Source organism: Saccharothrix ecbatanensis (assembly GCF_014205015.1).
GTDB classification, from domain to species: domain Bacteria; phylum Actinomycetota; class Actinomycetes; order Mycobacteriales; family Pseudonocardiaceae; genus Actinosynnema; species Actinosynnema ecbatanense.
On record NZ_JACHMO010000001.1, the window covers coordinates 6,445,116 to 6,466,434 of the forward strand.

Below are 21,319 nucleotides of genomic sequence, written 5' to 3' on the forward strand. Positions count from 1 at the left end.
ACGGGCTCCACCCCCACGCCACGAGGGTGGAGCCCGTCAAGCAAGGCCCACGAACGTCAGCACTCGATGACGTTCACGGCCAAGCCGCCGCGTGCCGTCTCCTTGTACTTCACCTTCATGTCCTTGCCGGTCTCACGCATGGTCTTGATGACCTTGTCCAGCGACACGAAGTGCGACCCATCGCCACGCAACGCCATCCGAGCAGCCGTGATGGCCTTGATCGCCGCCAACGCGTTCCGCTCGATACAAGGGATCTGCACCAACCCGCCGATCGGGTCGCACGTCAGCCCCAGGTTGTGCTCCATGGCGATCTCGGCCGCGTTCTCGACCTGCTCCGGCGTGCCACCGAGCACCTCGGCCAGACCGCCCGCCGCCATCGAGCAGGCCGAGCCGACCTCACCCTGGCACCCGACCTCGGCGCCCGAGATCGACGCGTTCTCCTTGAACAGCACGCCGACCGCACCCGCCGTCAACAGGAACCGCACCACCCCGTCGTCGGACGCGCCCGGCACGAACTTCGTGTAGTAGTGCAACACCGCCGGCACGATCCCGGCCGCTCCATTGGTCGGCGCGGTCACCACGCGGCCACCTGCGGCGTTCTCCTCGTTGACCGCCAAAGCGAACAGCGTCACCCAGTCCATCACCCGCAACGGGTCGGTGGCGTAGTGCTCGGCTTCCAACGACTGCCGCATCTCCGCCGCACGCCGCCGGACCTTCAGACCTCCCGGCAGCACACCGGTCTGGTTGCACCCGCGCTCGACGCACTCCTGCATGACGGCCCAGATGTGCAGCAGCCCCGACCGCACGGAAGCCTCGCTCCGCCACGACAACTCGTTGGCCAGCATCACTTCGCTGATCGACGCCCCGGTCTCCCTGGTCCGCGCCAACAGCTCGTCACCCGACAGGAACGGGTGCGCGAGCGGCGTCTCGTCGGACTTGATCCGGTCCGTCCCGGTGGCCGTGTCGTCCACCACGAACCCGCCGCCGACCGAGTAGTACACCGCCGAATCGACCAGGACGTCACCCGAGTGGGCGGTGAAGCTCATGCCGTTGGGGTGCAGGGGCAACGACTTCCGCCGGTGCATGATCAGGTCGGTGTTCTCGGTGAACGCGATGTCCCGCTCACCACCCAGCCGCAGCCGCCCGGTCGCCCGGATCTCCTCCACCCGCCGCTCGGCCTCCGCCGGGTCGACGTCCTCCGGCCGGTGCCCCTCCAACCCGAGCAGCACGGCCTTCGGACTGCCGTGCCCGTGCCCGGTCGCGCCCAGCGACCCGAACAACTCCACGTGCACCCGATCGACCGATGCCAAGGCCGAACCAGCCACCGAACCAGCCACCGACCCCTGGACCGAACCCGGACCAGCCACCGAACCCGACGCCGACCCCTGGACCGAACCCGAACCCGAATCCGACACCGGACCCGAACCCAAACCCGAATCCGAACCCGACACCGAACCCGACCCCTGACCCGAGGCCGAACCCAACCGGGCCGCGAACATCGCCGCCGCCCGCATCGGACCCACGGTGTGCGAACTGGACGGTCCGATCCCGACCGAGAACAGGTCGAACACACTGATGGCCACGCTCAGTCCCCAGTCAGTTCCGCGTACTTCGCGGCGGTCAGCAACCCGGTCGCGTCCTCGACCGCCACCTTGAACAGCCACCCGCGCCCGTACGGGTCGTTGTTGATCAACGACGGGTCGGACACCGCCTCGGCGTTGATCTCGACCACCTCGCCGCTCACCGGCGCGTACAGGTCGCTGACCGACTTGGTCGACTCCAACTCGCCGCACACCTCGCCGGACTTGACGTGGGTGCCGGGCTCGGGCAGCTCGACGAACACGATGTCGCCCAACGACTCCGCCGCGTACGAGGTGATGCCGATCGCCACGGGCTCCTGGGTACCCGGCGCCCAGTCCACCCACTCGTGCTCGGCCGTGTACAGCAGTTTGTCCGGAAATGTCATGGCAGCGCGCTCCCTGGGTGAGGTTCGGATCCCCACTCTGTCCTGGGACCTGAGAGCTTCACCGGGGCACGACGGCCGACCGTCGAACCGATCCCGGCTTGCACCGTGGGTGCGCGCCGAAGCACGCTTTCCAGAGTCGCCTCACCCGAGCGGTTCTCGCTGCCTGAGAGTGTGCGGGGGTTGCTTGCTCCTTCGGCGCCTCGGCACGAACACCGAGGTCTCTCCCGCGCGGGTTCCGGCGCTCGACAACGCGCCGCGGCCGATGTTCAGTTGGTGTGCGCACGCTAAGCCCCACCCGGACGGGTGTCAACGCGGCACCGAACCGGCCCCAGGTTTGTTCCGGCAGCACAACCGGTGACCCCACCGTTAGTGCCGCCGGCACGATGACACCGAAACCCCGGTACCGGACCTTGGGTGTAACAAATCCTGAAGGAGCCCACCGTGCGGATCGCCGTTCCCCGCGAGATCAAGAACCACGAATACCGCGTCGCGCTGACGCCGGCGGGTGCCCACGAGCTGACACAGCGCGGTCACGACGTGGTGGTCGAGGCCGGCGCGGGCCTCGGTTCGGCCATCACCGACGAGGAGTACCTGGCCGCCGGCGCGAAGGTGCTGGCCACGGCGGACGACGTGTGGGCCGAGGGCGACCTCGTGCTCAAGGTGAAGGAGCCCGTCGCCGCGGAGTACCGGCAGCTGCGCAAGGGCCAGGTCCTCTTCACGTACCTGCACCTGGCCGCCGACCGGCCGTTGACGCAGGCGCTGCTGGACTCCGGCACGACCGCCATCGCCTACGAGACCGTGCAGACCCCGAACGGCGCGCTGCCGCTGCTGGCCCCGATGTCCGAGGTCGCGGGCCGCCTCGCGCCGCAGGTGGGCGCGTTCGCGTTGATGAAGCCCTCCGGCGGACGCGGTGTGCTGCCCGGCGGCGTGCCCGGCGTGCACCCGGCGCGCGTGGTCGTCATCGGCGGCGGCGTGGCGGGCCTGAACGCCGCCGCGATCGCCGTCGGCATGGGCGCCGACGTGCAGATCCTGGACACGAACGTGGACCGGCTGCGCCACATCGACGCGATCTACCAGGGCCGCCTGCGCACCGTCACGTCGAACCGCTTCTCGGTCGAGCAGGCCGTCCGCGAGGCCGACCTGGTGATCGGCGCGGTGCTGGTGCCCGGCGCGAAGGCGCCGAAGCTGGTGTCCAACCACCTGGTGTCCGAGATGAAACCCGGTTCGGTGCTGGTGGACATCGCGATCGACCAGGGCGGCTGCTTCGCCGACTCGCGGCCGACCACGCACGACGACCCGACGTACGAGGTGCACGACTCGGTCTTCTACTGCGTCGCCAACATGCCGGGCGCGGTGCCGCGCACGTCGACCTACGCGCTGACCAACGTGACGCTGCCGTACGCCGTGGCGCTGGCCGACCGGGGCTGGCAGGCGGCGCTGCGCGCGGACCAGTCGCTGGCGCTGGGCCTTAACGCGCACGAAGGCCTCTTGACCAATCTGCCGGTCGCCGAGGCGCACGACATGCCGCACACCGCGCTCGACCTCTGACCGCTCTAACCGACCAAGCCGCCAAAGCCGCCAAAGCGAGCAATCCGGCAAGCCCGCCGACACCGTCGCCAACCCCGTCGACACCGTTCAACGCAGAGGGCCCCGCTCACAGCACGTGAGCGGGGCCCTTCGACGATAAGACGGCCCGCTCAACCAGCCTGGGGGTCACTGGGAGCGGGCCGCGCCACCAATCTTAGCCGGGAACCACGTTCCCTGCCCAGCGGCCCCACCGATCCGGCCGACATTTCCTCCTCACTTGGCAACAGACCGTGTGCGATCTCAAGCAAACGAGTGAATTCGCGTCGTAACAGGTAAGTCACGACAACCGGCCGACCGATGCACTGGATGGGACTCCGCAGCTACGCAGCGGGGTCGTCCACCAGTGCGGCGCTCTGCCGCGCCGCCCCCGATCGGAGTGCAGATGGCTGAACCCCAAGGTTGGATCGACTGCCACGACCCATTCGGACGAGATCGGTCGATGACCGTTCTCGTCGAGGACGACCGGGTTCTGCTGGTCGCGCCACCAGGCGAGTCCGCTGTGATGTCTGTCACACAAACGCGGAGGTTGCACCACTTGCTCGACCAAGCCGCCGACAGGATGTGACCCGCGTGGACGAGGCACTGCGGGCTGCCGTGCTGCGCCGGCTCGCGCACCTGGACGAGGTGGTCGAGAACGGCGAAGCGGACGCCCTCGTGCCGCTGGCCCGGGCCGAGATCCACCGCCTGGCCGACGGCTGGCGCCTGCTGTTGACCGTGCACCAACCAGATCCGGACGGCCGCTGCGGCGCGTGCCCCGGCATCCTGCGGCACAAGAAGTGGCCGTGCCAGGTCTGGAACATGGCCCACCAACACCTCATCGGCGAGGGCGTGCCGCACCGCGAACGCCGCCGCCCGCTGCGCCCGTTGCGCCGCCCGAACGACGCCGAGACGACGGCCGAGATCCCGTCGGTCGGGTCGAAACCCCGACATGCCCTACCCGAGTGAACCGCCTAAGGCAGGATGACCCCCGGTAGGAGTAATCGGGAGGGACGCGTGCACGACGGCACAGGCCGCATCGTGGTGCAGAACTTGACCAAGCAGTTCGGTCCGGTCGCAGCGGTGCAGAATCTCAGCTTCACGGTGGAACCGGGTTCGGTCACCGGATTCCTCGGCCCCAACGGATCGGGCAAGACCACGACACTGCGAATGCTGCTCGGCCTGGTGACCCCGAGCGCGGGTCGAGGGCTGATCAACGGCACCACGTTCGCGCAGCTCGGCCAGCCGGCGAGGGTGGTCGGCGCGGTGCTGGAGGCTCAGGGCTTCCACCCCAAGCGCACGGCACGCAACCACCTGCGGGTCTACGCCGCGGCGATCGGCGTGCCGGACTCGCGCGCCGAGCAGGTGCTCCAGCTCGTCGGCCTCGGCGCGGCGGGTTCGCGCAAGGCGGGCGGTTTCTCGCTGGGCATGAAGCAGCGCCTGGCCCTGGCCACCGCGCTGCTCGGCGACCCGCAGATCCTGGTGCTGGACGAGCCGGCCAACGGGTTGGACCCGGAGGGCATCGCGTGGCTGCGGTCGTTCCTCCAGTCCTACGCGCGCAGCGGGCGGACGGTGCTGATCTCCAGCCACCTGCTGGCCGAGGTCGAGCAGACGGTCGACCAGGTGGTCATCATCAGCCGCGGCCAGACGATGTACTACGGGCCGCTGGACAACCTGCGCGACCAGCAGCAGAGCCGGGTCCTGGTGCAGCCGTCCGACAGCGCCGGGTTGGTCGCGGCGCTGCGCGAGGACGGGGTCAACGCGATCGAGCAGCTGCCGGACGGTCGGATCGCGGTCACCGGCGTGGAGTCCAAGCAGGTCGCGGACATCGCGTTGAAGGCGGGCGTGTCGATCTACGGCATCCAGGAGGAGAAGGCCGACCTCGAACGGCTGTTCTTCCAGCTCACCAACGGCCAGTACGCGGCGCCCGGCCAGAACCAGTACACCCAGCAGCCGCCGCCGGGCTACCAGCAGCCCGGCTACCAGCAGCAGGGTCCGGGCGGCTACCAGCAGCAGGGTCACCAGCAGCCGGGTCACCAGCAGCAGGCGTACCAGCAGCAGCCGGGCTACCAACAGCAGCCGGGTTACCAGACCCCGCCGCAGGGGCCGTACACCCAGCCGCCGGCGGGTTACGAGCAGCAGTACCAGCAGCCCCCGCAGGCTCAGCAGCCATCGCAGGGGTACCAGCAGCCCGCGCCGGCCCAACAGCCCGCGCAGGGCTACGAACCACCGACGGGCTATGAACCACCACCGGGACAACAGCCGGGACAACAGCCGCCGCCCCAGGACAACCCGTACGGGCAGCAGCACGGTCAGAGCGGCCTCGGGGGCGGTGCGTGATGGGCGACCTGATCAAGGCTGAGTTCCGCAAGACGACCACCACCGGTCTGTGGTGGGGCCTGATGATCCCGGCCGTGCTGATGGCGCTGGGCTGGTCTCTCGGCACCGGCGCGATCTTCACCAGCGTCGGCGACGTCATGAGCAGCTCGGAGGCCGAAGACCTCACCACGATGCTCGGCGTCGACCCGTCGCAGTGGCAGCTGTCGGTGTTCGGGATGACCCGCAGCATCAACGTGGCCACGATCTTCCCGATGATCTTCGGTGGGCTGGCGATCTCGAACGAGATCAACCGCCGGACCATCACCACCACGTTCCTCACCGCGCCGACCAGGGTCTCCGCGATGCTCGCGAAGATGGTCGTCTACATCGCGTGGGGCGCGATCTTCGGCGTCGCGATCGTGGCGTCGGTGAGCATCGGCATCGGCCTGACCTCGAACTCCAACAACCTGCCCGACGCGGGCGGCTGGCTCGCGCTGGCCGCGGTCGGCATCCTGTCGTCGATCCTGATGACGATGTTCGGTGTGGGTGTCGGCGCGCTGATGACGAGCGTCGTGGGCACCACCGTGGTGCTGATCCTGTACATGCTGCTGATCGAGAACGGCCTGCACTTCGTGCTGGCCTCGCAGGACCTGTCGGGGATCATCGGCTTCCTGCCCAACGGCGCCGTGAACGGACTGACCGGCTCGGTGGCGGCATCGCTGTTCCTGTCGAACGCGGGTGTGGTGCCGGACGAGCTGGTGGAGGTCGTACGAGCCTTCGCGGGCGCGCTGGGCGCGTTCGACTGGTGGCTGAGCGGCCTGATCTTCCTGGTGTGGACGGGGCTGTTCTTCGTCGGCGGCTGGGCCGCCACGCAGCGCAAGGACATCACCTGATCGCATGTTCTTGAACGCCTGACGAAGGCCGTCCCGAAGCCCGGGGCGGCCTTCGTCACATCTCGCGGCCCGAAGCTGTCGGTGGTCCGTCCTACTGTGGATCCCGTGACCAAGACCGACGGCTGGATCCGCAGACTCGCCACCGCATGCTGGCAGCACCGTGCGCTCGTGGTGTGGTCGATCCTGGCCGCGGTCGTGGGTGTCGGTCTCCAGGCCGTCGGCCCGTTGCTGATCAAGGTCGCCGTGGACGACGCGATGGCCGGCCGCACAGACCGGTTGACGTGGCTGGCGGTCACGCTCGTCGGCTTGGAGCTGCTGACGTTCGGCACCGCGTTCGTGCGCCGGTTCCTGGGCGGGCGGCTCGCCGTTGACGTCCAGCACGACCTGCGCCAAGGCGTGTTCGGCGCGGTGCAGCGGTTGGACGGGCCGAAGCAGGACGCGATGCGCACCGGCCAGGTGGTGTCCCGTTCGATCACCGACCTGCAACTGGTCAACAGCCTGCTCTCCATGACACCGCTGGCCTTCGGCACGGTCGTGTTCGCGGTGGCGGCCATCGTGGCGATGTTCTGGCTGTCACCGCTGCTGACCGTCATCGCGCTGGTGATCGTGCCCGCGGTCGGGGTGGTCGCGGCGCGAAGCAGGCTCACGCTGTTCCCGGCGACGTGGTCCGCGCAGCAACGCGCTGCGGACGTGGCGCAGCACGTCGAGGAGACGGTCACCGGTGTGCGCGTGGTCAAGGGCTTCGGCCAGGAGGCCAGGGAGATCAGCAGGCTGGAGTCGCGGGCGAAGCTGCTGTTCGCCGAGCGGATGCGCGCGGCCCGCCTCACCGCCCGCCCGTCCGCGACGCTGACCGCCCTGCCGTACCTGGGTCAGGTGGCCGTGCTGGCGCTGGGCGGTTGGCTGGCGCTGCGCGGCGAGGTCACGTTGGGCACGTTCCTGGCGTTCTCGACCTACGTGGCGACGCTGGTCGGCCCGACCCGGCTGCTGTCGAGCCTGATGGTGACGGCCCAGCTGGCCCGAGCCGGCGTGGAGCGGGTGTACGAGCTGATCGACTCGCAGCCGGACGTGGTGGACGGCGAGCACGACGTCCCGCCCGGCCCGGTGGCGGTGGAGCTGCGGGACGTGACGTTCGGGTACACGCGCAGCGAGCCGGTGCTGTCGCAGGTGTCCCTCCGCGTGGAGCCGGGCGAAACGCTGGCCATCGTCGGCACCGCGGGCTCGGGCAAGTCGACGGTCTCGCTGCTCCTGCCCCGGTTCTACGACGTGCACGAGGGCGCCGTGTCCGTGGGCGGCGTCGACGTCCGGGAGCTGCGGCTCTCGTCGTTGCGGCAGACCGTCGGGACGGTGTTCGAGGAGGCGTTCCTGTTCTCCGACACCGTCCGGGCGAACATCGCCTACGGCCTGCCGGACGCCTCCGACGAGCAGGTTCACGCGGCAGCGCGGGCGGCCGAGGCGCACGAGTTCATCGAGGCGCTGCCGAACGGCTACGACACCGTGGTCGGCGAGCGCGGCCTGACCCTTTCCGGCGGCCAACGCCAACGCGTCGCCCTGGCCCGTGCGCTTCTGTCCGACCCACGTGTCCTGGTCCTGGACGACGCGACGTCGGCGGTCGACACCGCGACCGAAGCGGCGATCCACCGCACGCTGGCCGCCGTCACGGCCGAACGCACCACGCTCCTGGTCGCGCACCGCCGGTCGTCACTGACGTTGGCCGACCGCATCGCCGTCCTGGACGCGGGCCGCGTGGTCGACATCGGCACCCACGCCGAACTGCACAAACGCTGCCGCCTCTACCGCGAGCTGCTGGCCGGCCCGGGTGAGGCGATCGAGCAGGTGGCCCCCCGTTCCGACGCCCGCCTGGAGCCGGGTCCGGACGGCACCACCCCAGAGCTGTGGCCCGAGTCCGACGAGGACGAGCTGGCCGTGCGCGCGGCGAACCGCGCGGTGGGCGGCGTCCCCAAGGTGGCCAGGGGCGGTGGCGGCACCTCGGCCCTGCTGGGCGGCACCCCGCCGACCCCGGACCTGATGGACCGCGTCCACGCCCTACCTCCCGCGCTGGACGTCCCCGAGCTGCACGGCGAAGACCCACGCGCACCGGATCCGGGCTTCCGCCTGCGCACGCTCCTGCGCCCGGTCCGCTGGGCGATGCTCGGCGTGGCGGGCCTCCTGCTGATCGACACGGCGCTCGCGGTCGCGTCACCGAACCTGGTCCGGCTGGGCATCGACCGGGGTGTGGTCGGCGGCGGGCTGGGCTGGCTCTGGATCGCGGTCGCGATCAGCTTCACGCTGGTGGTGCTGGGCTGGGCGTCCGCCGCGGCGGGCACGATCGTGACGTCGAAGGTGGGCGAGCGCCTGCTGTACCTGTTGCGCGTGCGCAGCTACGCCCACCTGCAACGACTGGGTCTGGACTACTACGAGCGCGAGATGGCCGGCCGGATCATGACCCGGATGACCACCGACGTGGACGCCCTGTCGAGCTTCCTCCAGACCGGGCTGACCACGTTCGTGATCAGCGTCCTGACCGTCGTCGGGATCGCCGTGGCGCTGGTGATCACGGATCCGGGGTTGGCCCTGGTCGCCCTGAGCGTCCTGCCGATCCTCCTCATCGCGACGGTGATCTTCCAACGCCTCTCCTCCGCCGCCTACGGGGAGGCGCGGGAACGGATCAGCGCCGTCAACGCCGACCTCCAGGAGAACGTCTCCGGTCTCCGCGTGTCCCAGGCGTACACCCGCGAGGCGCGTTCCGCGGAGGCGTTCGCCGAGCGCAGCAACGCCTACCGCCGTTCCCGCATCCGGGCCCAGCGGTACATCGCCACGTACTTCCCGTTCCTGTCCCTGCTGTCCGGTGTGGCGCAGGCCGGGATCCTCGTGGTCGGCGCCTACCGGGTCGCGGACGGCACGCTGTCGCCCGGCGTGCTGCTGGCGTTCGTGCTGTACCTGGGCCTGTTCTTCTCGCCGCTGTACCAGCTGTCCGGCGTGTTCGACGGCTACCAGCAGGCCAGGGTCGGCCTGAGCCGCATCGGCGACCTGCTCCGCACGCCCACCACCGTGCCGCCGGCCGAGGACCCGGTCGGGGTGACGACCTTGCGCGGCGAGGTGGAGCTGCGGGACGTGACGTTCAGGTACCAGGGCACCACCAAGCCGGCGGTCGAGCGGATCTCCCTGCACGTCCTGCCCGGCGAGACCGTGGCACTCGTGGGCGCCACCGGGGCGGGCAAGTCGACCCTGGTCAAGCTGGTGGCGCGGTTCTACGACGCGACCGAGGGCACGGTGTTGATCGACGGCGTGGACGTCCGCGACTACGACCTCTCCGCCCTGCGTCAACGGCTGGGCATCGTTCCGCAGGAGGCGCACCTGTTCGGCGGCGACATCGCCGAGAACGTCGCCTACGGCAACCCGGAAGCCACTCGCGCCGAGATCGAAACGGCCGTCCGCGCGGTGGGCGCCATGCCGGTGGTCGCGTCGCTGCCCGCCGCGTTCCACCAGCAGGTGGGCGAGCGAGGCCAGGGCCTGTCCGCGGGCCAACGCCAACTGGTGGCCCTGGCGCGCGCGGAACTCGTCCAACCGGCCCTTCTCCTCCTGGACGAAGCCACCGCCGCTCTCGACCCGGCAACGGAGTCGGCGGTCCTGGAAGCCAGCGACCACCTCGCCGGCGCACGGACCACGTTCGTGGTGGCCCACCGCCTGGCCACCGCCGCCCGCGCGGACCGGATCGTGGTCCTCGACGACGGCCGGATCGTGGAACAGGGCTCCCACGCCGAGCTGCTGGAGGCGAACGGCCACTACGCGCGTCTCTGGTCGCACGGCGCCGACCTCGACAAACCGGAGCTCACCACCACCCACTGACGCGGTCGGCGTTGGTCAGCCGGCTGCGCCGCGCGCACGCAGCCGGTGCCGGACCTCGGCCGACAGATCGGCGGCGGAATCGCGCAGCGCGTCGATGAACATCTGCCGACGGTGGTCGTGCGGGATGTCGTCGCGGTGCGCCACGGCCGTGGCGCGCACGGCGGCGGGGTGGTCGATGCGCACGATGGCGATGGTCGGGGGTATGGCCGGCACGGCGAGGCCGGGCACGACGGTGATGCCCAGTCCGGCGGAGACGAGGCCGAGCTTGGCGACCCAGTCGCGTGCCACGAACGCGATGTCGGGTTGCCAGGAAGCGTCGGTCCACGCGCCGAGGAGGGTCGCGTCCCGCTGGGAGCTGCCCGTGATCCACCGTTCGTCCCGCAACCGCGCGCCCGTGACGCTCGCGCGGCCGGCCAAGGGGTGTCCCGGTGCGACGGCCACGAACAGCGGGTCGTCGAGCAGCGGGATCAGCTCGACGCCCGCTGGTGGCTGCAGCGGCGGTGTCACCACCGCGACGTCGAGACGTCCTCGGACGACGGAGAGCAGCAGACCGGCGCTGGCGTCCTCGCGGATCGGCACCCGCGTGCGCGGTTCCCGCCCGGTGAAGGCGGCGATCGCCCTGGGCACCAACGCCGCCATGGCGGTGGAGAACGAGCCCACGCGCAACCGGCCGGCCGGGCGCGCGCCCACGTCCCGCAGGTCCTGTCGGATCGCGAGGAGTTCGCCGAGCACCGCTTCGGCGCGGCGGACCACGGTGCGGCCGGCCTCGGTCAGCCGCACGCCGCGCGCCTGGCGTTCGAACAGCGCCTGGCCGGCCGCCTGCTCCATCAGCGCGATCTGGCGGGACACGGCCGACTGCGTGTAGCCCAGTCGCTCGGCCGCCATCGAGAACGAGCCTTGACGGGCTGCCTCACGCACCACGCGCAGACCCAGGACGGTGAAGTCGGACATGCGAAACACTGATAGCACACATGCCAGACTGTCGTTTGTCGCATACCCGCGACCTGCCTAGCGTTTGTCCGCATGAGCATCGACCAGCACGACACCGCGCGGAACAAGAAGCTCGTCGAGGACATCTTCGACCAGATGTCCCGGGGGAACACGCGTGCGATGAGCGACGCGATGGCCGACGAGTTCCAGTGGGTGCTCGCGGGGAACTGGTCGTGGTCGGGCACCTGGGGGCCGAAGTCCGTCGCGGTGAACGGGCTGCTCCGACCGCTCATGGCGCAGTTCGCCAACGGCTACCGCACCGAGGTGGACCTCGTCGTCGCCGAGGGCGACCGGGTCGTGGTCCAGGCCCGCGGGTACGCCACCACCAAGCGCGGCGACGACTACCGCCAGACGTACTGCTTCATCTTCCGAGTCTCCGACGGCCGCCTCACCGAGGTCGTCGAGCACTGCGACTCGGCGCTGGTCGAACGGGTTCTCGACCCCATCCCCCGGGGGTAGACCACCGACTCAGCGGACTCGGGCACGGGGCAGCCCCGCAGCCCGTGCGGCCTGCGGGGCGAAGAGCGATCGCTCAGGCCTCGGCGAGCAGGTCGTCCAACTGCTCGTACCCCTCGACCACACCGGTCTCCATCCCGCTGGCCAACATCATGTCGCGGGCGTCCTTCGTCTCGAACATGCTGGTGCTGCGGATGCGCGTCCGTCCGCCACCCAGGTCCTCGAACGTCAGGGTCTCCAGCGACACGCTGTCCGGGAAGCCCTCGTACGTGAAGGTCTGCACGATCCGCTCGTTCGGCCGGACCTCGTGGAACGAGCCGAAGAACCGGTACTCCTCGTCGCCCTGGCTGTGCACGTAGCCGTAGGCGCCGCCGGTCGAGGCGTCCCACCGGTCCACCCGCATGGTCAGGCCGCGCGGCCCCAGCCACTTGGCCACGAGGTCCTGCTCGACGTGCGCGCGGAACACGGCCTCCACGGGAGCGTTGAACTCGCGGGTGATGTGGACGGCCGGCAGGGCCTGGTCGGCGCTGATCGTGGTCTCGGGGTGCGTGGTCGTGGTCATGATGCCTCTCCTTCGATACGGGTCTTCGCGATACGGGTCTTCGCTTGCTCGGGTCCTTCGACCGCCATCTCGGCCAGCACCGCGTCCAGCCGCTGGTAGCGCTGCTCCGCCTCCAGCCGATAGCGCTCGATCCACTTCGTCATCAGGTCGAACACCTCCGCCTCGAGGTGGACGGGCCGCCGCTGCGCCTGCTTGCCGCGACTGACGAGCCCGGCGTCCTCCAGGACCTTGAGGTGCTTCGACACGGCCTGCACGGTCACGGCGTACGGCTCGGCCAACTCGTTCACCGTCGCGTCGCCCACCGCCAGCCGCGCCACCATGTCGCGCCGGATCGGGTCGGCCAGAGCCGAGAACACCCGCGACAACCGGTCGTCCACCGCTTCCGCCTCTCTTACTCAACCTCTCGGTTGAACACAACCATACGAAGCTGCCCGCGCCATGTCAACCAGAAAGTTGAACACGCAGGTCAGAAGCCCGAGTTCAGCCATCTGAACCCCTCACACCGCCACCCCGGCCGCAGTGCGCACAACTACTCCAACTCGAAGCCAACCGAGACACGCGCGGGGCTTAACCTCAAGCCATGCTCAAGCACCCATAACGGGACCGATGACCTGATCGATCCTGTGAGAGAACACTCCTTGCCTGCCCCCTCCTGTGTGTGAACTGCACCAGACGGGGGACTAGCCTGACCATGAGTGAGTCATTACCAAGAGCGAGATGGATAGAGGCGAGCGCCAGCCGTGTCCAGCAGCAGTTCTGCTTCACAGTTCGGCCCCAATGAGTGGCTGGTCGAGGAGATGTACGAGCAGTTCCTCACCGACCCGTCGTCGGTAGACCCGGCCTGGCACGACTTCTTCGCCGACTACAAGTCGACGCAGCGGTCGGGCAACGGGGTCGCGACGACGGCCGCGGAGAACGGCACCACGACCGCCACCAAGCCGGCCCCGGCCCAGCAGGCCCCGCAGCAGCCGAACAGGTCGGCGCCCGCCGCCCCCGCTCAGCAGCAGCCGCCGCAGCCGACAGCGTCGAAGAGCACAGCTCCGGCCCAGAAGCCCGCGAGCAAGCCCGCTCCCGCCGAGGCCGCCAAGGCCGCGCCGGTGCAGCCGGCCCAGGGCAAGGAGCAGAAGCAGCTCCGCGGGGCCTCCGCCGCCATCGCGAAGAACATGGAGCTGTCGCTCACCGTTCCGACCGCGACGAGCGTGCGCGCCGTGCCCGCGAAGCTGCTGGCCGACAACCGCATCGTGATCAACAACCACCTCAAGCGCACCCGCGGTGGGAAGGTCTCCTTCACCCACCTGATCGGGTACGCGGTGGTCCGGGCGCTCCAGGCGTACCCGAACATGAACCGGCACTACGCCGCGGTCGACGGCAAGCCGTTCGTGGTCACCCCCGAGCACGTGAACTTCGGCCTGGCGATCGACCTGCCCGCCAAGGACGGTTCGCGCACGCTCGTCGTGGCGTCCATCAAGGGCTGCGAGAACATGACGTTCACGCAGTTCTGGCAGGCCTACGAGGACCTGATCCGCAAGGCGCGGTCGGGCTCGTTGACCACCGAGGACTTCTCCGGCACCACCATCTCGCTGACCAACCCGGGCACGATCGGCACCAACCACTCGGTGCCGCGGCTCCAGGCGGGCCAGGGCACGATCATCGGCGTCGGCGCGATGGAGTACCCGGCGCACTTCCAGGGCACCAGCGAGCAGGCCCTGACCGACATGGGCGTCAGCAAGGTCATCACGCTGACCTCCACCTACGACCACCGCGTCATCCAGGGCGCGGAGTCGGGCGAGTTCCTGCGGCGCATCCACCAGCTGCTGCTGGGCGAGGACGGCTTCTACGACGACGTCTTCACGTCGCTGCGGCTGCCGTACGAGCCGATCCGCTGGGTCGCCGACATCCCCGAGGGCGCGGTCGACAAGACCGCCCGCGTCATCGAGCTGATCGACGCGTTCCGCACCCGCGGCCACCTGATGGCCGACACGGACCCGCTGAACTACCGGCAGCGCAGCCACCAGGACCTCGACGTCCTGTCGCACGGCCTGACCCTGTGGGACCTGGACCGGGAGTTCCCGGTCGGCGGGTTCGCGGGCGAGGAGCGGATGCGGCTGCGCGACATCCTCGGCGTGCTGCGCAACTCGTACTGCCGGACCGTCGGCGTCGAGTACATGCACATCCTCGACCCGGAGGAGCGCCTCTGGATCCAGGAGCGCGTCGAGGTGCCGCACGAGAAGCCGCCGGCCACCGTGCAGAAGTACATCCTGTCGAAGCTCAACGCCGCCGAGGCGTTCGAGACCTTCCTCCAGACCAAGTACGTCGGCCAGAAGCGGTTCTCGCTCGAAGGCGGCGAGACGGTCATCCCGCTGCTCGACGCGGTGCTGGACAAGGCCGCCGAGCACGAGATCGACGAGGTCGTCATCGGCATGCCGCACCGCGGCCGGCTGAACGTGCTGGCGAACATCGTCGGCAAGCCGATCTCGCAGATCTTCCGCGAGTTCGAGGGCAACCTCGACCCCGGTCAGGCGCACGGCTCCGGCGACGTCAAGTACCACCTGGGCGCCGAGGGCAAGTACTTCCGGATGTTCGGCGACGGCGAGACGAAGGTGTCGCTGACCGCGAACCCGTCGCACCTCGAAGCCGTTGACCCGGTGCTGGAAGGCATCGTCCGGGCCAAGCAGGACATGATCGACAAGGGCGGCGAGGGCTTCACCGTGCTGCCGGTCGCGCTGCACGGCGACGCCGCGTTCGCGGGCCAGGGCGTGGTCGCCGAGACGCTGAACCTGGCGCTGGTGCGCGGTTACCGCACCGGTGGCACGGTGCACGTCGTGGTGAACAACCAGGTCGGCTTCACCACCGCGCCGGAGCACTCGCGCTCGTCGAAGTACTCGACCGACGTGGCGAAGATGATCGGCTCGCCGGTGTTCCACGTGAACGGCGACGACCCGGAGGCGTGCTACTGGGTCGCCAAGCTGGCCGTGGAGTACCGGCAGCGGTTCAACAAGGACGTCGTGATCGACATGGTGTGCTACCGCCGCCGCGGTCACAACGAGGGCGACGACCCGTCGATGACGCAGCCGGCGATGTACGACGTGATCGACACCAAGCGCTCGGTGCGCAAGACCTACACCGAGTCCCTGATCGGCCGCGGCGACATCTCCGTCGAAGAGGCGGAGAAGGCGCTCCAGGACTTCTCGTCGCAGCTGGAGCACGTGTTCAACGAGGTCCGGGAGCTGGAGAAGCACCCGATCAAGACCTCGCCGTCGATCGAGGCGGAGCAGCAGATCCCGGCCAAGCTGCCCACCGGGATCGACCGGTCGATCATCGAGAAGATCGCCGACGCGCACGTGAACCTGCCCGAGGGCTTCACCCCGCACCCGCGGGTCAAGCCGGTGCTGGAGCGTCGCGCCAAGATGGCCCGCGAGGGTGGCATCGACTGGGCGTTCGCCGAGCTGCTGGCGTTCGGGTCGCTGGTGATGGAGGGCCGCACGGTCCGCCTCGCCGGTCAGGACTCGCGGCGCGGCACGTTCGTGCAGCGGCACGCGACGCTGGTGGACCGGAAGAAGTCCGAGGAGTACACGCCGCTCCAGAACCTGGCCGAGGGTCAGGGCAAGTTCATGGTGTACGACTCGGTGCTGTCGGAGTTCGCGGCGCTGGGCTTCGAGTACGGCTACTCGGTGGCCAACCCGGACGCGCTGGTGCTGTGGGAGGCGCAGTTCGGCGACTTCGTCAACGGCGCGCAGCCGATCATCGACGAGTTCATCTCGTCCGGTGAGGCGAAGTGGGGCCAGCTGTCCGACGTGGTGCTGCTGCTGCCGCACGGTCACGAGGGCCAGGGCCCGGACCACACGTCCGGTCGGATCGAGCGGTTCCTCCAGCTGTGCGCGGAGGGCTCGATGACGATCGCGGTGCCGTCCACGCCGGCGAACTACTTCCACCTGCTGCGGCGGCACGCGCTGGACGGCGTGAACCGGCCGCTGGTGGTCTTCACGCCGAAGTCGATGCTGCGACTGAAGACCGCGACCAGCCCGGTCGAGGACTTCGTGGAGCACCGGTTCAAGTCGGTGATCGACGACGAGACCGGGCTGGACCAGAGCGCGGTGCGCAAGGTCCTGCTGTGCAGCGGCAAGATCTACTACGAGCTGGCCGCCGAGCAGGAGAAGCGTGCCGCCAAGGACGTCGCCGTGCTGCGGGTGGAGCAGCTCTACCCGGTGCCCGCGCGCAAGCTGACCGAGGCACTGGACCGCTACCCGAACGCCACCGAGGTCCGCTGGGTCCAGGAGGAGCCGGCGAACCAGGGTGCGTGGCCGTTCTTCGGGTTGGCGTTGCCGGAGTTGCTGCCGGAGCGGTTCGCCGTGAAGCGCGTTTCGCGCCGTCCGATGGCCGCGCCGTCGGCGGGTTCGTCCAAGGTGCACGAGCTGGAGCAGCGCGAGCTGATCGCGAAGGCGTTCGAGTAGGACCTGATGGGTTGCGCCGAGCCGTCGAGACCTCCGGGTGTCGACGGCTCGGCCGTCTGTGGAGGAAAGACCGTGTACTTCACCGATCGTGGCATCGAGGAACTGGAAACGCGGCGGGGCGAGGAGGAAGTGAGCTTCGCCTGGCTGGCCGACAAGCTGCGCGCCTTCGTCGACGCCAACCCCGACTTCGAGACGGCTGTCGAGCGGCTGGCCACCTACCTGGCCCGGGACGACGAGGACTTCGAGGACTGAGCCGCGATTGCCGCACCAGTGCGCAGCGTTTGTTGCGCCTGAGTGCGACAAACGCTGCGACCCGGTGCGATCGTCCCTCTTACCAGGCGTAGGCCTCCGGAGCGGGCTTGGTGCCGTTCGGGCCGGGGGCCGGGAACAGGTCGTCCAGTGTGGTCAGCACGTCGTCGTCCAGCTTGATCTCGGTCGACCGCAGCGACCCGTCGAGCTGGTCCGCCGTGCGCGGACCGATGATCGGGGCGGTCACGCCTTCCTGGTGCAGCAGCCAGGCCAAGCCCAAGTGGGCCGGGTCTTCGCCCAGGTCGGCGGCGAGCTTCTCGTACGCCTCGATCGCGTCACGGTGCTTCTCCAGCGCCTCCAGGCTTCGACCGGACGTGCCGCGTGACCCGCCGCCCTCCCGCTGCTTGCGCAGCACGCCACCGAGCAGACCACCGCCCAGAGGCGACCACGGGATGACGCCGAGGCCGTAGTGCCGTGCCGCGGGCAGGACTTCCAGTTCCGCGAAACGGTTCACCAAGTTGTAGATCGACTGCTCGCTGACCAGACCGAGGAAGTGCCGCGCGCGTGCGGCCTCCTGCGCCTGCGCGATGTGCCACCCGGCGAAGTTGGACGACCCGAAGTAGATCACCTTCCCCTGCTGCCGCAGCACCGAGAACGCCTCCCAGATCTCGTCCCACGGCGTGTCACGATCCACGTGGTGCATCTGGAGCAGGTCGATGTAGTCGGTCCCCAACCTCGCCAGCGACGCGTCCGCGGCCCTCCTGATGTGCAGCGCGGACAGCCGACCGTCGTTCGGCCAGTCCCCCATGTCGCCGTACAGCTTGGTGGCGAGCACCGTCTTCTCCCGACGCCGACCGCCCTGCGCGAACCACCGGCCGATGATGTTCTCCGTGACGCCCTCGCCCCGCTGCCACCCGTAGACGTCCGCGGTGTCGAAGAAGTTGATGCCGTGCTCGTGGGCCCGGTCCATGATCTCGTGGCTGTCGGCCTCGGACGTCTCCGGCCCGAAGTTCATCGTGCCCAGGCACAAGCGGGACACGGACAGGCCGGAACGGCCGAGCTTGGTGTACTCCATACCGTCCAGCCTGCCCGAACCCGATCGGCACGACCACCCGGGCAGCCGATCAATCGTCACGTTCCACAAACCGCTCTACAGCAGCGGTTTCCGCGGTTAAGATCCGCGCGAACACCACATGCAGGCCTCGAACGCTGTGTGTGAAAGGGCTTGGGGAGGCCTGCGTGGGGGGAGCTCTACCGAACGACGCCGTGCCACGGGACGGGGCACGGGACGGGGCATCGCTGCCGAACGCCGTGCTGCTCCTGCTCGCCGCCATCGCGGCCTCCGTCGTCGCCCAAGGCGGCTACTACCTGCCCGGACGGCTCCTGTCCGCCGCACTGGTCGCGTTCGCGCTGGTCCTGGCCCTGCGAGACCGACCTGTCCGCCCAGGCATCCTGCCGGTGGCGTGTGCCGGGTTCGCCGCGTGGGCCGTGCTCCGAGCAGTTCTGAACGGCGCCAACGCACTGCCCACGGTCGCCGCCATCGGCTGCCTGGCCGCGGCGGCCTTCGTGGCCCAACGCGCCGACGCGCGACAACGTGACCTGTACGCCTCGGTGGTCGTCGGTATCGGCGCGCTGGTGGCGCTGACCGGCTGGGCCGCCGTGGTGTGGCGGATCCCGTCGTGGTCGGTGGTCGCCGAAGGCCTGGTCCGCGCCGCGTCGACGCTCACCTACCCCAACGCCGCCGCCGCCCTCCTCGCCGCGCTCGCCGTCCTCGCGCTCGCCCTGAACGCCGCCCATCCGCACTCGTTGCCGCTGGCCGGCGCCGCGTACGCGCTGCTGGTCGGGGTCGGCGCGACGCTCAGCCGTGCCGGTCTGCTCGCGTTGGCGGCCGGGTTGGTCGCGTTGACGGTGTTCGGCGGCATCCGACCGACCCTGCGGCACGCCGGTCCGGCCGGACTCGGCGCGCTGATCGCCTTCGGCGCCCTCGCACCGTCCTTCCCGGCGGGATATCCGGCTGAGGCCGGCTTGGCGGTGCTCGGGCTCGTCGTCGGCCTGGCGGTCACGCTCGGGCTCAGCCGGGCGAACGCGATGTTCCGGGTGTTCGGCGTGGTGGTCGGGTCCGCCGCCGCCGTGCTGGTCCCGCTCATGGTCTACCGCCGTGACCTGGAGACGATGCTGCAAGGCCGGATCTCCACCAGTTCACCTGACCGCGGCGGTGCGACGCGGGCCGCGCTGGACCTCGTGGCCGCGCAGCCGTGGGCCGGAGTGGGACCGGGCCGCGGGTGGTTCGTGTTCAGCACACCCGACGGCGCCCGCGTCATGCGGTACGTCCACAACGAGTACCTCCAGGTGCTGGTCGAACTGGGCGCGATCGGCCTGGGCCTCCTGCTGCTCGTGCTGGCAGCACTGGCCGTCACGGTCTGGCGTGGCCGCACGGGAACGCCGCTGTGGGCCGGAGCCGCCGCCGCGTTGGTCGTGCTGCTGGTGCACAGCGGGTTCGACTTCCTGTGGCACCTGCCCGTGATCGTGCTGACCGCCGGGCTGCTCACCGGCCTGGCCGCGTCGCCGGTCCACCACTCCCTACCCGCTGCCGAAACACCCGTGGACGCAGCAGCAGTCCCCACCGCAAAGGAGAAACTGTGAAGCTTTCCACAATCCGAAACGTGCGTCCGGCCAAGGCCGCCGCGGTCCTCGCCGTGGTCGCGGGCGCGATCTTCGCGTCCGTGCTGCCGTCCAGCGCCGACGTGAGCGCCCAGTCCCCGTCCCAGCACGGCCTCCGCATCCAGTCACCGGCTCAACAACTGGCACGCGGTGCGGCCGTCAGAGTCGAGACCCTGGCGACCTGCCCGGCGAACTGGTCGGGCTACATCAGCATCCGGCTGACGCAGCGCGTCGGCTCGGACGTCGCGACCGGCTACGGGTACACGAACTTCGTGTGCACTGGCGGCCTCCAGACGGTCATGGTCACCGTGACCGCGGAGCAGAACGCGTTCCGCGCGAGCACTGCCTACGCCACGGGCAATATCAGTGGCGGCGGCTCGGCCTTCGACGAGCGTGAGATCGAGATCGTCAGGTGACGTGGCGGGGTGGGGCTCGCCGATCCGGTGCGCCCCACCCCGTTAGTCCCGGTACGCCCTGGTCGACGCCTCCAGTGCGGCCACGCACGCGGCGACGGCGGGATGTGCTCCGGCGCCGCGCCGGTAGGTGATGCGGGTGCGTCGGTGGACGTCGAGCGGCAGCAGCCGGACGTCCGCAGGTGGGTGTGTCGCACCGAGTTCCGGCACCAGGGCGACACCCTGACCCGCCGCGACCAAAGCCAGAACGGCGGTGAAGTCGTCGGCATGATGGCGCACCCTCGGCGTGAAACCGGCTGTCTGGCAGACCCTCAGCGCCACGGTGTGGCAGAGCGTGCCCGGAGTGCCCACGATCCACGCGGCGTCGCGGGCGGCGTCGATCGGATCGCCTGTCGCGTCGCCCCAGGTGTCTGCCGGCACCGCGAGGAACACCGTTTCGTCCAGCAGCCGCACCGAATCCACACCGGGGTCGGGCTCGACGGGTGCGGTGTCGTAGTCGTGCCAGAGCGCAACGTCCAGGCGACGATCGCGCAGCGCGTCCGGCATGTCCACAGGATCCAACTCGGTGACCATGAGGTCGAGCGTCGGGTGGTCACGCCCCAACGCGACCAGCGCCGCCGGCAGCAGCGTGGGCACGGCGCTGGGGAACGCGCCGATGCGCACGGTTCCGGATAGGCCGGTGCGTGCGGCGGCCAACGTGGCGGACGCGGCTTCCAGGGCGGCGAGCACGGTCTCGGCGTGCTCGACCAACGCCCGGCCTGCGGGCGTGAGGCTGACGCTCCGGCCGGTGTGTTCGAGCAGCGGCACGCCCGCTTCCCGTTGCAGCGCGGCGAGTTGCTGGGACACGGCGGACGGCGTGTAGGCGTGCGCCTGGGCCACCGCCGCGATGGTGCCCAAGCGGGCCAGGTCGCGCAGGAGTTGGAGGCGTCGGACGTCGAGCATCAGTTCAG

At 69.9% G+C, this 21,319-nt stretch carries 17 protein-coding genes and 1 riboswitch; of the genes, 10 read left to right on the forward strand and 7 right to left on the reverse strand.

Features of this window, described 5'->3' with window-relative positions; translation table 11 throughout:
• Positions 1–56 precede the first annotated feature (56 nt).
• Positions 57–1,583, reverse strand: coding sequence for an L-serine ammonia-lyase (locus tag F4560_RS27495; RefSeq protein WP_184924613.1), 1,527 nt, complete (start codon positions 1,581–1,583; stop codon positions 57–59).
• Positions 1,584–1,585: 2 nt separating this feature from the next.
• Positions 1,586–1,966: a glycine cleavage system protein GcvH gene (gcvH, locus tag F4560_RS27500; protein ID WP_184924615.1), complete on the reverse strand. Its 381-nt coding sequence runs from the start codon at positions 1,964–1,966 to the stop codon at positions 1,586–1,588.
• Positions 1,967–2,106: 140 nt separating this feature from the next.
• Positions 2,107–2,203, reverse strand: a riboswitch (glycine riboswitch).
• A gap of 204 nt (positions 2,204–2,407) precedes the next feature.
• On the opposite strand from gcvH, the gene ald reads away from it, so the two are divergent.
• From ald to F4560_RS27525, 5 genes are all read left to right on the forward strand, one after another.
• The gene (gene ald / locus F4560_RS27505) at positions 2,408–3,514 is read left to right on the forward strand and encodes an alanine dehydrogenase (RefSeq protein ID WP_184924617.1); all 1,107 of its coding nucleotides are present in this window, start codon (positions 2,408–2,410) and stop codon (positions 3,512–3,514) included.
• A gap of 609 nt (positions 3,515–4,123) precedes the next feature.
• Positions 4,124–4,498, forward strand: a complete 375-nt coding sequence (locus F4560_RS27510; RefSeq protein ID WP_184924619.1) for a hypothetical protein — start codon at positions 4,124–4,126, stop codon at positions 4,496–4,498.
• Between the two features lie 48 nt (positions 4,499–4,546).
• Complete coding sequence (locus F4560_RS27515; RefSeq protein ID WP_184924621.1) at positions 4,547–5,869, forward strand: ABC transporter ATP-binding protein; 1,323 nt, start codon at positions 4,547–4,549, stop codon at positions 5,867–5,869.
• Entirely contained in the window at positions 5,869–6,741 is an 873-nt protein-coding gene (locus F4560_RS27520; RefSeq protein ID WP_184924623.1) for an ABC-2 transporter permease, read from the forward strand. The genes F4560_RS27515 and F4560_RS27520 overlap by 1 nt, the downstream gene beginning before the upstream one ends.
• A 96-nt stretch (positions 6,742–6,837) precedes the next feature.
• On the forward strand, positions 6,838–10,587 hold the full coding sequence (locus F4560_RS27525; protein ID WP_184924625.1) for an ABC transporter ATP-binding protein: 3,750 nt from the start codon (positions 6,838–6,840) through the stop codon (positions 10,585–10,587).
• A 15-nt stretch (positions 10,588–10,602) separates the two neighbouring features.
• Here F4560_RS27525 and F4560_RS27530 read toward each other — a convergent pair whose 3' ends face one another.
• Complete coding sequence (locus F4560_RS27530) at positions 10,603–11,538, reverse strand: LysR family transcriptional regulator (protein WP_184924628.1); 936 nt, start codon at positions 11,536–11,538, stop codon at positions 10,603–10,605.
• 72 nt (positions 11,539–11,610) lie between these two features.
• Here F4560_RS27530 and F4560_RS27535 point away from each other — a divergent pair, with 72 nt between their 5' ends.
• Positions 11,611–12,036 (forward strand): nuclear transport factor 2 family protein, encoded by a 426-nt coding sequence (locus F4560_RS27535; protein WP_184924630.1) that lies wholly within the window; start codon positions 11,611–11,613, stop codon positions 12,034–12,036.
• 73 nt (positions 12,037–12,109) lie between these two features.
• Here F4560_RS27535 and F4560_RS27540 read toward each other — a convergent pair whose 3' ends face one another.
• Positions 12,110–12,595, reverse strand: a complete 486-nt coding sequence (locus F4560_RS27540) for an SRPBCC family protein (protein WP_184924632.1) — start codon at positions 12,593–12,595, stop codon at positions 12,110–12,112.
• Positions 12,592–12,972 carry an ArsR/SmtB family transcription factor gene (locus F4560_RS27545; RefSeq protein ID WP_184924634.1) on the reverse strand — a complete coding sequence of 127 codons (381 nt, stop codon included), beginning with the start codon at positions 12,970–12,972 and terminating at the stop codon, positions 12,592–12,594. Before F4560_RS27545 ends, F4560_RS27540 begins: the two co-directional genes overlap by 4 nt.
• Before the next feature lie 363 nt (positions 12,973–13,335).
• On the opposite strand from F4560_RS27545, the gene F4560_RS27550 reads away from it, so the two are divergent.
• Both F4560_RS27550 and F4560_RS44980 read left to right on the forward strand, forming a co-directional pair.
• Positions 13,336–17,046 carry a multifunctional oxoglutarate decarboxylase/oxoglutarate dehydrogenase thiamine pyrophosphate-binding subunit/dihydrolipoyllysine-residue succinyltransferase subunit gene (locus F4560_RS27550; RefSeq protein ID WP_184924636.1) on the forward strand — a complete coding sequence of 1,237 codons (3,711 nt, stop codon included), beginning with the start codon at positions 13,336–13,338 and terminating at the stop codon, positions 17,044–17,046.
• Between the two features lie 72 nt (positions 17,047–17,118).
• Complete coding sequence (locus F4560_RS44980) at positions 17,119–17,298, forward strand: DUF6104 family protein (RefSeq protein WP_033439748.1); 180 nt, start codon at positions 17,119–17,121, stop codon at positions 17,296–17,298.
• A 79-nt stretch (positions 17,299–17,377) separates the two neighbouring features.
• Here the strand turns inward: F4560_RS44980 and F4560_RS27560 are convergent, their stop codons facing one another.
• Positions 17,378–18,370, reverse strand: a complete 993-nt coding sequence (locus tag F4560_RS27560; protein ID WP_184924638.1) for an aldo/keto reductase — start codon at positions 18,368–18,370, stop codon at positions 17,378–17,380.
• Positions 18,371–18,534: 164 nt separating this feature from the next.
• Between F4560_RS27560 and F4560_RS46295 the strand changes: the two genes are divergently transcribed.
• Entirely contained in the window at positions 18,535–19,938 is a 1,404-nt protein-coding gene (locus tag F4560_RS46295) for an O-antigen ligase family protein (protein WP_184924640.1), read from the forward strand.
• A complete protein-coding gene (locus F4560_RS27570; protein ID WP_184924642.1) occupies positions 19,935–20,372 on the forward strand; it encodes a hypothetical protein in 438 nt (145 codons plus the stop codon). The genes F4560_RS46295 and F4560_RS27570 overlap by 4 nt, the downstream gene beginning before the upstream one ends.
• Positions 20,373–20,414: 42 nt before the next feature.
• Here the strand turns inward: F4560_RS27570 and F4560_RS27575 are convergent, their stop codons facing one another.
• A complete protein-coding gene (locus tag F4560_RS27575; RefSeq protein WP_184924644.1) occupies positions 20,415–21,311 on the reverse strand; it encodes a LysR family transcriptional regulator in 897 nt (298 codons plus the stop codon).
• Positions 21,312–21,319 lie beyond the last annotated feature (8 nt).

What these genes read in the sequence shown, in the direction of transcription:
- gcvH (WP_184924615.1), bottom strand. Translation starts at nt 1,966, where the DNA reads ATGACATTTCCGGACAAACTGCTGTACACGGCCGAGCACGAGTGGGTG.
- F4560_RS27520 (WP_184924623.1), top strand. Translation starts at nt 5,869, where the DNA reads ATGGGCGACCTGATCAAGGCTGAGTTCCGCAAGACGACCACCACCGGT.
- F4560_RS27530 (WP_184924628.1), bottom strand. Translation starts at nt 11,538, where the DNA reads ATGTCCGACTTCACCGTCCTGGGTCTGCGCGTGGTGCGTGAGGCAGCC.
- F4560_RS27535 (WP_184924630.1), top strand. Translation starts at nt 11,611, where the DNA reads ATGAGCATCGACCAGCACGACACCGCGCGGAACAAGAAGCTCGTCGAG.
- F4560_RS27540 (WP_184924632.1), bottom strand. Translation starts at nt 12,595, where the DNA reads ATGACCACGACCACGCACCCCGAGACCACGATCAGCGCCGACCAGGCC.
- F4560_RS27560 (WP_184924638.1), bottom strand. Translation starts at nt 18,370, where the DNA reads ATGGAGTACACCAAGCTCGGCCGTTCCGGCCTGTCCGTGTCCCGCTTG.
- F4560_RS27575 (WP_184924644.1), bottom strand. Translation starts at nt 21,311, where the DNA reads ATGCTCGACGTCCGACGCCTCCAACTCCTGCGCGACCTGGCCCGCTTG.